Origin of the sequence: Rhizobacter sp. (assembly GCF_031412495.1) — a bacterium.
GTDB lineage: Bacteria > Pseudomonadota > Gammaproteobacteria > Burkholderiales > Burkholderiaceae_C > Schlegelella_A.
Genome location: NZ_JANODC010000108.1, coordinates 1 through 11,145, shown reverse-complemented (window position 1 = coordinate 11,145; position 11,145 = coordinate 1). Strand labels below are relative to the sequence as shown.

Here is an 11,145-nt window from a genome sequence, read left to right as displayed (position 1 = left end):
ATCACCCACGCCGAGAGGTACTGCGACGCGAGGCAGCCGCCGGCGGTCGCGACCGGGCCGCGGGCGTGGAAGGACGCGTCCTCGACGCGGACGCCGGCCTGCATCAGCCAGGGCCGCGTCGTCAGGTCGGTGCACGCGGGCATGTCGGCGAGCAGGCCGAGCCGGGCGAGCAGGAGGGCGCCCGAGCACTGGGCACCGATCGTCTGCCGCAGCGGGTCGAGCACCAGGCGATCGAGCAGCGAGCCGGTGCGGCCCTTGTCCTCGGCGATGGCGCGCGTGTAGAGGCCGCTGCCGAAGAGGACGACGTCGGCCTCGTTGGCGAACTCGAGCGGCTGCTGCGCCTCGATGGTGACGCCGTTCATCGAGGTCAGGTGCCGCGTCGGCCCGGCGATCTCGGCCTTCCAGCCCTCGACCGACAGGTGGTTCAGCAGGCCGAGGGGGATGAACGAGTCGAGCTCGTTGAAGCCGTCGAAGGTGACGATGGCCACGCGCATCGGCCGTGGCCCGAGCAGGGGCGGCAAGGTCGACGCCCTACTCGAGCATGCTGCGCAGCATCCAGGCCGTCTGCTCGTGCACCGTCAGGCGCTGCGTCAGCAGGTCGGCGGTCGGCTCGTCGGCGGCCTTCTCGGCGGTGGGGAAGATGCTGCGCGCCGTGCGGGCGACGGCCTCGTGGCCCTCGACGAGGATGCGCACCATCTCGAGCGCCGGCGGCGGAACGACCGGGACGTCCTTGATCGAGCTGAGGGCGCCGAACTGCGCGTACGAGCCGGGCGCCGGAAAGCCGAGCGAGCGGATCCGCTCGGCGATCGGGTCGACCGCGTTCCAGAGCTCCGTGTACTGCTCCATGAACATCAGGTGCAGCGTGTTGAACATCGGGCCGGTGACGTTCCAGTGGAAGTTGTGCGTCGTCAGGTAGAGCGTGTAGGTGTCGGCGAGCAGCTTCGCCAGGCCGTCGGTGATCGCGCGACGGTCCTGTTCGTCGATGCCGATGTTGATGCGAGGGGCAGGGTGAGCCATGGAGAAACCTTCGAGCCGAAAGTCGACAGGCTACCCGCGATGCGCCCCGGGCGCGAATTGCGTTTCCTTAGCCCTGCCATAGGCGCGGGGCGCGGCGGGCCGCGGGCTCAACCGGTCAGGCGGGTGACGCCCTTCAGCTCGCAGGCGTAGATGGCGTTGCGCAGGGCGGCGATCGCCTCGTAGCGGGTGAAGCTGCGCCGCCAGGCCAGGACGACGCGGCGGGTCGGCACCGGCGCCGTGAACGGCACGTAGCGGATGTGCGCCTGCTCATCGTCGGGCACCGAGAGCTGCGGCACCACGGTCACGCCCATGCCGGAGGCGACCATGTACTTGATCGTCTCGAGCGACGAACCCTCGAAGGTCTTGCGGATGCCGCCGACGTCGCCCGGCGGCGAGAACTGCGCGTACTCGGGGCAGACCTCGAGCACGTGGTCGCGGAAGCAGTGGCCGGTGCCCAGCAGGAGCATCTTCTCCTGCTTCAGCTCGTCGGCGCTGACCGACTTTCGCTTGGCCAGCGGGTGGTTCTTCGGCACTGCGACCATGAACGGCTCGTCGTACAGCGGCGCCACGGCCAGGCCGGTGTCGGGGAACGGCTCGGCCATGATGGCGCAGTCGAGCTCGCCGGAGCGCAGCAGCTCGAGCAGCTTGGCCGTGAAGTTCTCCTGCAGCATGAGCGGCATCTGCGGCACCCGCTCGATGGCCTGGCGCACGAGCTCGGGCAGCAGGTAGGGGCCGATGGTGTAGATCACGCCGAGGGCGAGCGGGCCGTCGAGCGGGTTCTTGCGCCGCTTGGCGGTCTCGCGGATCTCGGCCGCCTGCTCGATCACCGCCTGCGCCTGGCGCACGATCTCGGCCCCGATCGGCGTCACGCTCACCTCGCTGGCGCCGCGCTCGAAGATGCGGACGTCGAGCTCCTCCTCGAGCTTCTTGATCGACACCGAGAGCGTCGGCTGCGACACGAAGCACGCTTCCGCAGCCCGGCCGAAGTGCTTCTCCCGGGCGACGGCGACGACATAGCGGAGCTCGGTGAGCGTCATGGGCCGGTGGCGCCGTCCTGCGAGCCGCGGCGCCTACTTGGCCGGCCGCTTCAGGGTCTCGAGTCGGGCCAGGTCGACGCCGTCGACCGCCTTCTTCAAGGCCGGCATGTCGACGCGCTGGCCTTCGGCGGCGACGATCATGCCGTTGGCGAGGACCACCGTCATCTCGCCCTGGCTGCCGTCCTTCCGGTATTCCTCGTGGATGGTGCGGCTGCCGGCCTTGTAGACCTTCTCGACCTTGCCGTCGGTCTCCTTGTCCATCGTCATGTTGGCCCAGCCGGCCATCGCCGCCATGCCCGCGAGGCCGCCCGAGTCGGTGATCGAGAGGACTACGCTGCGGTCGGCGCCGCCGTACGTGCCCTTGGCCGAGGAGCCGCCGATGCCCATCGCCGAGCCGCTGCTCGCCTCCATGCCAGTCCGCTTCAGGTCGCCGAGCGCCTCGGGCAGCAGGGCCTTGAGCTCGGCCGCCGGGATCGGCGCCGTGTTCGCGTTGCCGGACATCGCGCCGAGGATGTCGCCCATCGCCTTGCCGGCGGCGGCCTGGTCGCCTGACTGCTGCGCCGCTTCCATGCGCTTGCTCGCCTCTTCCATCTTCTTGGCCATCGCCTCCATGCTGCCCGGGTTGATCGTCACCGAGGTGCCGTCCGGGCCCTTCAGGGTCACGTCGCCGGCCGGCGCGCCGGCGCCCCGGACACCGCCGACGCCGCCCATGCCCATCGGATTCACGAACAGGGCCGACACCGCCGCCAGCACGATGCCGGCGACGATGGCGCAGACCATGACGACAGCGGTGTACGCGCCGGCCTTCTCGGGCGGCGAGCGCATCAGCACCGGCAGGCCGGTGTAGAGAAGGTAGATCGCCCAGGCGAGGCCGATCAGCGAGCCGAGAACGGCCAGCGACGGAAGGAGGCCGAGGATGCCGGCCACGAAGGCAGCGGTCATCGAATAGGCCACGACCTTGACGGCCGCGAGCTGGTCCTTGGTGCCGCCGAACGTCGGCGCCAGCGCGTTGACGATGAGCGCGAGCACGAACACCATCAGCAGCGACATGACGTAGCCGACGATCATGCTGCCGAGCGCGGCCGCGACCGGGATGCGCATCGTCAGGCCGAAGCCGCCGATGCCGAACAGCGTCATGCCGATGAACGCGGCGACGGCAGGGATGGCGGCCAGAATCATCACGTAGCGTGTGAAGATGCCGGGCACGTCGCCGCCCTCGGCGGCGATCACCGGCCAGGTCTGCTTCGGCTTGAGCAGGATGGATTGCACGCGCTCGATCAATGACATCGCTTCCTCCCGTGGATGATTCCTCAGCGGGCCCGGACCTCGCCTGGCGGGGCACTCCCCGGCCCCGGCGCCCATGGTAAGCCGCACGCCCTGCGTCCGCGTCGCTTTCGCGCTCGGCAGCTGGCAGGTCGTCGCGCTCGCGGCGGCCCTCGCCGAGGCCGACGCGCACGAAGGCGCGGCCGTCGCCTGCGAGGACCACCTCGTTCTCTACGAAACGGTTCCCGTCAGCGAGGCCTTGAAGACGGCAATGCGCGAGGTCGGCGCCGCGGCGCGGCCCTGGCACCGCATCGTCGACGCCTTCGAGCTGATGGCCTCGGTGCGCCGCAGGATCGGCCAGGCCGCGTTCCACTCCCTGAAGGAGCGCCTGCGCCAGCACCTCGGCCTGACGCGGGTCGACGAGCTCTGGCTGTGCTTCCTGACCCGCGCCCCCGAGAAGCTGGCGATGGAGGCCTGGCCCGAGGCCGCCGTCCAAGTCTACGAGGACGGCCTGTTCTCGTACCTGCCGCAGCCGCCGACGCCCTTCGAGCCGGAGCCGCACTCGCTGACGTGGCCGGCGCGCCTGCCCGCACTGCTGCGCAGTTGGCTCGATGCGCGCCTGCCGGTGCGGCGCTTTCGCCGCCACAAGCGGTGGCTCGACCCGCGCCACGCCGCCCGCATCGCCGGCACCTGGATGCTGCTCGGCGACCTCTGGCCGCGCCCGCAGGTGCTGGCCCACGTGCCGCGGCACGCCGTCGCGGCGGAGCGGCTGCGTGCGGTCCTGGGCGCCTGCCGCAGCCTGCCCGCCGTCGCCGCCTACGCGCTGCCCCCGCTGCCGCGGCCGGCGGTCCTCGTCCTCGGGCAGACGCTGTCGCGCTGGGGCGCGTTGAGCCGTACCGACGAGCTGGCGATCTATGCCGGGGCGATCGGCCTCGTCCTCGAGCGCGGCTACGACGTCTGGTGGAAGGAGCACCCGCGCGCACAGGAGCCGTTCTTCGCCGAGCTCGTCGCGGGGGTCCCGCCCGGGCGCATGCGCGAGGTCGACCTGCCGTTCGCGCTGCCCGTCGAGCTGGTCGCCGGGTCCATGGGCCTGGCCGCCTGTGTCGGCGGCATCTCGACGGCGATCTTCTACCTGCCGCGCCTGTACGGCATCCCGGCGTACAGCTTCGCCGACGCGCTGGCGCGCGTGCTCGACGGTCGCTGGGCGCTGCAGAATGAGCTCGTGCGCAGCGCCGCGGCGCCGCTGGCGGCGCTGCCCGACGCCGGCGCGGTCATGCCGGGCCCCGCGGCGGCAGCCGCTTCCGCACCGAGCGTCCTTCCGCCATGACCCCTGCTCCTTCCAGCCACGGCGCGCCGGCGCGCATCTTCGTCGGCACCGACCCGTCGCAGGCGATCGCCTGCAAGCTGCTGCAGTTCTCGATGCGCCGGCACACCGCGATGCCGCTCGAATTCGACACGATGGAGAGCGTGCGCTGGCCCTTTCCCGAGGACCCGCGCAACCACCCGCGCACGGAGTTCTCGTTCCACCGCTTCGCGATCCCGAAGCTCGCCGGCTACCGCGGCCGGGCCCTGTACGTCGACGCCGACATGCTCGTCTTCCGCGACTTGCGCGAGCTGTGGGAGATCCCTTTCGACGACGCCACTGTGCTGCACGCGCCGTCGTCGGACCCGAAGCGGCCGAAGCAGTTCAGCGTCATGCTGCTCGACTGCGACCGCCTGCGCTGGAACCCCGACGAGATCGTCCCGGGCCTCGACGCGGGCCGCTACAGCTACGACCAGCTCGTCGGCAACGTCTGCCTTGAGGCGCCGGAGCGCGTGCAGGCACGCATCCCGGTCGAATGGAACTCGCTCGACCGCTACGAGCCCGGCCGCACCGGCCTGCTCCACTTCACGCACATCGAGACGCAACCCTGGGTCTACGCGCGCCACCGGCACGGCGATGTGTGGGTCGAGCACCTGCGCGAGGCGATCGACGCCGGCGTAGTGAGCGCGGCCGAGGTCGACGACGCCGTCGCCCGCGGCTGGGCCCGGCCGTCGCTGCCAGTGCAGCTGCGCACGCGGCGCGCGCTGTGGCCGGCCTTCGCCCGCGTCGCCGCGCCGCTGCTCGATCGCGGCTTCAAGCCGCACCGCGCCTTGCGCGAACGCCTCGGCCGGCTCGGCGAGGCCAGGCGCGCCGGCACCTGACGATGCCGCTCGGCGTCGCGGCGGCGGCTGACGTCGCCGTTCAGGCGTTGAGGTAATCGGCGCGGCCGCCGAGCCAGCGCTCGATGTGGCGCTCGGCCGCGCCGGGCTGGGTGTCGAGAAGTCGCGCCGCCGCATCGCGGGCCTGCAGCAGCAAGGCCTCGTCGGTGAGCGGGTCGGCGAAGCGCAGCAGCGGCGCGCCCGACTGGCGTGCGCCGAGGAACTCGCCGGGGCCGCGGATCTCGAGGTCGCGGCGCGAGATCTCGAAGCCGTCGTCGGTCTCGAGCATCGCCTTCAGGCGCGCCTTGGCCGTGTCGGAGAGCGGCGTGGTGTAGATCAGCACGCAGACGCTCGCCGCCTCGCCGCGGCCGACGCGGCCGCGCAACTGGTGCAACTGGGCCAGGCCGAAGCGCTCGGCGTGCTCGACGACCATCAGCGATGCGTTCGGCACGTCGACGCCGACCTCGATCACCGTCGTCGCGACGAGAACGGCGACCTGGCCGCTTTCGAAGAGCGCCATCGTCGCCGCCTTTTCCGCCGCGCGCAGGCGCCCGTGCAGCAGGCCGACGCGCAGCCCCGGCAGGGCTGCGCAGAGCTGCTCGTGCGTGGCGGTGGCGTTCTGCAGGTCGAGCGCGGCCGAGGCCTCGACCAGCGGGCAGACCCAGTAGACCTGGCGGCCCTGGCCGGCCTCGTCGCGGATGCGGGCGACGACCTCGTCGCGCCTGGCGTCGGAGAACAGCTTGGTGACGACCGGCGTGCGGCCGGGCGGCAGCGTGTCGATGGTGCTGACGTCGAGGTCGGCGAAGAGCGTCATCGCCAGCGTGCGCGGGATCGGTGTCGCGCTCATCATCAGCATGTGCGGGTCGAGCCCGGCCAGCTTGTCGCGCAGGGCCAGGCGCTGGTCGACGCCGAAGCGGTGCTGCTCGTCGACGATCGCCAGGCCGAGCCGGGCGAAGCGCACCTGCTCCTCGATGACCGCGTGCGTGCCGACGACGAGCGCCGCCTCGCCGGAGGCCACCTGCTCCAGCATCGCTTCGCGCGCCTTGCCCTTGCGGCTGCCGGTCAGCCAGGCGACGGTGACGCCGAGCGGCGCCAGCCAGCCGACCAGCTTCTTCAAGTGCTGCTCGGCCAGGATCTCGGTCGGCGCCATCAGCGCGCACTGCCAGCCGGCGTCGATCGTGCGCGCGGCGGCGAGCGCGGCGACGACCGTCTTGCCCGAGCCGACATCGCCCTGCAGCAGGCGATGCATCGGGATCTCGCGGCCGATGTCGGTGGCGATCTCGGCGGCCACCCGCTCCTGCGCCGGGGTCAGCTTGAAAGGCAGGGCCTCGAGCAGGCCGGCGTGCAGGCTCGCCGCGCCACGGCCCGCGAGCCGAGGCGCGCGCTGCCGTTCGCGCTCGCGCTTGGCGAGCAGCTGCGACAGCTGCTGCGCGAGCAGCTCGTCGTACTTGAGCCGCTGCCAGGCCGGATGCGAGCGGTCCTCGAGGGCGCCCGCATCGAGGCCGGGCAGGGGGTGGTGCAGGCGGACCAGGGCCTCCCGCAGCGTCGGCAGCCCTGCCGGGACGTACCCGGGCGGGAGGTGCTCGTCGAGGTCGGCGCGCGCCAGGCCAGCCTCGACGGCCTTGCGCAGGAAGGCCTGCGACAGCTGCACCGTGCTCGGGTACACCGGCGTGAGCGACTGCGGCAGCGGCGTCTCGGCGGTCACGCCCTTGAAGGTCGGGTGCACCATCTCGAGCCCGAAGAAGCCGCCGCGCGCCTCGCCGCGCACGCGCACGCGCTTGCCGGCGGCGAGCGCCTTCTGATGCGACGGATAGAAGTGGACCAAGCGCAGGACCAGGTCGCCGCTGTCGTCGGAGACCGTGACGACGAGCTGCCGGCGCGGCCGGAACTGCACGCGCGACTCGCCCACCGTGCCCTCGACCTGGCCTGTCTGGCCGTCGTGCAGCGAGGCGATGGGCACGACCCGGGTCTCGTCCTCGTAGCGCAGCGGCAGGTGCAGGGCGAGGTCGATGTCGCGACGCAGCCCCAGCTTCTCCAGCGCCTTCTCGGGGGCCGATCGCGGAGCAGGGGCCATGGGAGAATTTTGCCCTTCGATGACGACCTCACTCCGGCTCGCCGATTTCGACTTCGCGCTGCCCCCCGACCTGATCGCCCAGCAGCCGGCCGCCGAGCGCAGCGGCTCGCGCCTCCTCGACGGGCGTGGCGCGGCGCCCGCCGATCGGCGCTTCGCCGAACTGCCCGACCTGCTGCAGGCGGGCGACCTCCTGGTCGTCAACGACACCCGCGTCGTCAAGGCGCGCCTGCTCGGCACCAAGGGCAGCGGCGGCGCGGTCGAGGCCCTGGTCGAGCGCGTCGATGCCGACGGCACGGTGCTGGCCCAGGTCCGCGCCAGCAAGTCGCCGAAGCCCGGCAGCACGATCCGCTTCGCCGGCGCCTTCGACGCCGAGGTGCTCGGCCGCGCCGGCAGCGACGGGTCACTGTTCCGGCTGCGCTTCCCGGCCGACCCGCTCGCCCTGCTCGAGGCGCATGGCCACGTGCCGCTGCCGCCCTACATCGAGCGCGGCGACGATGCCGACGACGAGCGCCGCTACCAGACGGTGTTCGCGGAACGGCCGGGCGCGGTGGCGGCACCGACGGCGGCGCGGCACTTCGCTGCCGGCGTGCTGGCCGCCCTCGATGCGCGCGGCGTCGAGCGCGCCGCGGTGACGCTGCACGTCGGCGCCGGCACCTTCCAGCCGGTGCGCAGCGACGACCTGTCGGCGCACGCGATGCACAGCGAGCGCTTCGAGGTCGGCGCCGCCACCGCCTCGGCCATCGCCCGCGCCCGGGCCCGCGGCGGCCGCATCGTCGCCGTCGGCACGACGAGCCTGCGCGCGCTCGAGTCGGCGGCGCTGCGCTCGTCCGACCCGGCGGTGCTCGCGCCGGCAGGCGGGGAGACCGACCTCTTCATCACGCCCGGCTTCGCGTTCCGCGTCGTCGACCTGCTGCTCACCAACTTCCACCTGCCGAAGAGCACCCTGCTCATGCTCGTCTCCGCGTTCGCCGGGCACGAGCACGTGCTGGCGCTCTACCGGCACGCGATCGCCGAGCGCTACCGCTTCTTCAGCTACGGCGACGCGATGCTGCTGGCGCGTGCCGCACCGGGTGCCGCTTCCTGAGCCGCCGCGACAATCGCCCGATGCTGTCCTTCGAGGTCCTGAACACCGCCGGCCAGGCGCGGCGCGGCCGCCTGACCCTGAACCACGGCACGGTCGAGACGCCGGTCTTCATGCCCGTCGGCACCTACGGCAGCGTCAAGGGCGTCATGCCGTCGTCGCTCGAGGCGATGGGTGCCGAGATCATCCTGGGCAACACCTTCCACCTGTGGCTGCGGCCCGGGCTCGACGTGCTCAAGCAGTTCGGCGGCCTGCACCGCTTCGAAGCCTGGACGCGGCCGATCCTCACCGACAGCGGCGGCTTCCAGGTCTGGTCGCTCGGCGCCAGCGCCAAGGTGAGCGAGCAGGGGGTCGCCTTCCAGTCGCCGGTCAACGGCGACAAGCTGCTGCTGACGCCCGAGGTCAGCATGCGAGTCCAGCACGTGCTGAACAGCGACATCGTGATGCAGTTCGACGAGTGCACCGCCTACGAGGTGGACGGCCGCGTCACCGGCGAGGCCGAGGCGCGCCGCTCGATGCAGATGAGCCTGCGCTGGGCCGGCCGGTCGCAGGCCGAGTTCGACCGCCTTGGCAATGCGAACGCGCTGTTCGGCATCGTCCAGGGCGGCATGTTCGAGCACCTGCGCGAGGAGTCCGTCGCCGGTCTCGCCGAGCTCGACCTGCCCGGCTATGCCATCGGCGGCGTGAGCGTCGGCGAGCCGAAGGAAGAGATGCAGCGCATCGTCGCCCACACCCCGCACCGGCTGCCCGCACGCAAGCCGCGCTACCTGATGGGCGTCGGCACGCCCGAGGACCTGGTCGCCGGCGTGCACGCCGGCGTCGACATGTTCGACTGCGTCATGCCGACGCGCAATGCCCGCAACGGCCACCTGTTCACGCGCTTCGGCGACCTGCGCATCAGGAACGCCCGCTACAAGACCGACGAGGCGCCGCTCGACGCGACCTGCGCCTGCCCGGCCTGCGCCCGCTTCCCGCGCGCCTACCTGCACCACCTCGACCGCTGTGGCGAGATGCTCGGCCCGATGCTGGCCAGCGTGCACAACCTGCACTTCTACGTGCAGCTCATGCGCGAGATGCGCACAGCGCTCGAGACGCAGAGCCTCGAGGCCTGGACGGCCCGGTTTCGCAGCGACCGGCGGCGCGGGGTCTGAGCGTCGGCGCGGTCGCGCCGTCGGAAGAGCCTTACCGCGGTGCGAGCCGGCCGCCGACAGCGACGCGGCGCCGCGACTCCTGCCGTGGCGCAGCGCGGATCCCTAAGGTGTCCGTCATGACCAAGATCAGCGACATCATGACCCGCAGCGTGGCCGTCGTGCAGCGCGACGAGACGATCCAGGCCGCCGCCAGGCGCATGCAGGAGATGGACATCGGCTCGCTGCCGGTCGTCGACGGCAAGGCCATCGTCGGTATGGTGACCGACCGCGACATCACCATCCGTGGCGTGGCGACGGGGATGATCCCGCAGGAAGCCCTGGTCTCCGACGTCATGACCTAGGAAGTGCGCTGGTGCCGGGCCGACGACACGGTCGAGCAGGTGCTGGCGCAGATGGGCGACGAGCAGGTCCGCCGCCTCGCCGTCCTCGACGCAGGCAACGAGATCGTGGGCATCGTCGCCCTCGGCGACCTCGCGACGCGACAATCGGCCGATGTGGACGACACGCTGCGCGAGATCTCGACGCCGCCGGGTTCTTGAGACCGCCTAACCGACTTCAGCGCTACCTCGGCAGGCGCTTCCTCGGGCCGGCGGCTCAGCACGTCCTGTTTCACCCGGGGCGCTTCGCCTGGCAGACGCTGAAGGCCTTCAAGGCCAACCAGGGCCTGCTCCTGGCCGGCGCGGTCGCCTACTACGCGCTGCTGTCGATCGTACCGCTGCTGATCCTCAGCGTGATCGCGCTGACGCACGTGATCGACCAGCAGGAGCTGCTCGGCACCGTCGGCCGCTACCTCGAGTGGCTGGTGCCGAGCCAGTCCACCGCCGTCGTCAAGGAGCTGTCCAACTTCCTCGCCAACCGCGACCAGATCGGCTGGCTGCTGTTCGCGACGATGCTCTTCTTCAGCTCGCTCGCGTTCACGGTGCTCGAGAACGCGATGTCGGTGATCTTCGTGCACCGGGTCGTGGCGAAGAAGCGCCGCTTCATCTTCTCGGCGCTGATTCCGTACGTCTACATCCTCTGCCTCGGCATCGGGCTCCTGTTGATGACGCTCGTCGCCGGCAGCCTGCAGGCGGTCGGCAAGGAAAGCGTCAACCTGTTCGGCCGGGAGTGGTCGCTGAGCGGATTTTCCGGCGTGCTGCTCTACCTGCTCGGCCTTGCCGGCGAGATCTTCGTCCTGACCTCGGTCTACCTGGTCATGCCGGCGGGCCGGCTGGACTGGCGCCACGCCCTCATCGGCGGCGTGACGGCGGCGCTGCTCTGGGAGCTCACGCGGCACGTGCTCGTCTGGTACTTCGCGACGCTGTCGCAGGTCAACATCGTCTACGGCTCGTTGACGACCGC

12 protein-coding genes are annotated in these 11,145 nt (G+C 71.6%); 7 read left to right on the top strand and 5 right to left on the bottom strand.

Going from position 1 to position 11,145, the window contains the following annotated elements; genetic code table 11:
• The 4 genes from AC30N0_RS03975 to AC30N0_RS03960 all read right to left on the bottom strand — a co-directional run.
• A partial coding sequence (locus AC30N0_RS03975; protein WP_489516636.1) for a DJ-1/PfpI family protein occupies positions 1 to 521 on the bottom strand: 521 nt, incomplete at its 3' end.
• A 10-nt stretch (positions 522 to 531) separates the two neighbouring features.
• Positions 532 to 1,017, bottom strand: a complete 486-nt coding sequence (locus AC30N0_RS03970; protein ID WP_489516635.1) for a Dps family protein — start codon at positions 1,015 to 1,017, stop codon at positions 532 to 534.
• Positions 1,018 to 1,124: 107 nt separating this feature from the next.
• A complete protein-coding gene (locus AC30N0_RS03965) occupies positions 1,125 to 2,054 on the bottom strand; it encodes a hydrogen peroxide-inducible genes activator (RefSeq protein WP_489516634.1) in 930 nt (309 codons plus the stop codon).
• A 33-nt stretch (positions 2,055 to 2,087) separates the two neighbouring features.
• Entirely contained in the window at positions 2,088 to 3,341 is a 1,254-nt protein-coding gene (locus AC30N0_RS03960; RefSeq protein ID WP_489516633.1) for a Yip1 family protein, read from the bottom strand.
• A gap of 73 nt (positions 3,342 to 3,414) precedes the next feature.
• On the opposite strand from AC30N0_RS03960, the gene AC30N0_RS03955 reads away from it, so the two are divergent.
• Together AC30N0_RS03955 and AC30N0_RS03950 are read left to right on the top strand one after the other, a co-directional pair.
• On the top strand, positions 3,415 to 4,644 hold the full coding sequence (locus AC30N0_RS03955) for a polysialyltransferase family glycosyltransferase (protein WP_489516632.1): 1,230 nt from the start codon (positions 3,415 to 3,417) through the stop codon (positions 4,642 to 4,644).
• Positions 4,641 to 5,501 (top strand): glycosyltransferase, encoded by an 861-nt coding sequence (locus tag AC30N0_RS03950; RefSeq protein ID WP_489516631.1) that lies wholly within the window; start codon positions 4,641 to 4,643, stop codon positions 5,499 to 5,501. Before AC30N0_RS03955 ends, AC30N0_RS03950 begins: the two co-directional genes overlap by 4 nt.
• A gap of 40 nt (positions 5,502 to 5,541) precedes the next feature.
• Here the strand turns inward: AC30N0_RS03950 and recG are convergent, their stop codons facing one another.
• Positions 5,542 to 7,572, bottom strand: coding sequence for an ATP-dependent DNA helicase RecG (gene recG, locus AC30N0_RS03945; protein WP_489516630.1), 2,031 nt, complete (start codon positions 7,570 to 7,572; stop codon positions 5,542 to 5,544).
• A 19-nt stretch (positions 7,573 to 7,591) separates the two neighbouring features.
• Here recG and queA point away from each other — a divergent pair, with 19 nt between their 5' ends.
• The 5 genes from queA to AC30N0_RS03920 all read left to right on the top strand — a co-directional run.
• Positions 7,592 to 8,656 carry a tRNA preQ1(34) S-adenosylmethionine ribosyltransferase-isomerase QueA gene (queA, locus tag AC30N0_RS03940; protein ID WP_489516629.1) on the top strand — a complete coding sequence of 355 codons (1,065 nt, stop codon included), beginning with the start codon at positions 7,592 to 7,594 and terminating at the stop codon, positions 8,654 to 8,656.
• A gap of 20 nt (positions 8,657 to 8,676) precedes the next feature.
• On the top strand, positions 8,677 to 9,804 hold the full coding sequence (gene tgt, locus AC30N0_RS03935; RefSeq protein ID WP_489516628.1) for a tRNA guanosine(34) transglycosylase Tgt: 1,128 nt from the start codon (positions 8,677 to 8,679) through the stop codon (positions 9,802 to 9,804).
• Positions 9,805 to 9,920: 116 nt separating this feature from the next.
• Positions 9,921 to 10,145, top strand: coding sequence for a CBS domain-containing protein (locus AC30N0_RS03930; protein WP_489516627.1), 225 nt, complete (start codon positions 9,921 to 9,923; stop codon positions 10,143 to 10,145).
• A gap of 3 nt (positions 10,146 to 10,148) precedes the next feature.
• Positions 10,149 to 10,343 carry a CBS domain-containing protein gene (locus AC30N0_RS03925; protein WP_489516626.1) on the top strand — a complete coding sequence of 65 codons (195 nt, stop codon included), beginning with the start codon at positions 10,149 to 10,151 and terminating at the stop codon, positions 10,341 to 10,343.
• Positions 10,340 to 11,145: YihY/virulence factor BrkB family protein (locus tag AC30N0_RS03920; RefSeq protein WP_489516625.1), on the top strand; the 806-nt coding region annotated here is incomplete at its 3' end. The genes AC30N0_RS03925 and AC30N0_RS03920, both read left to right, overlap by 4 nt.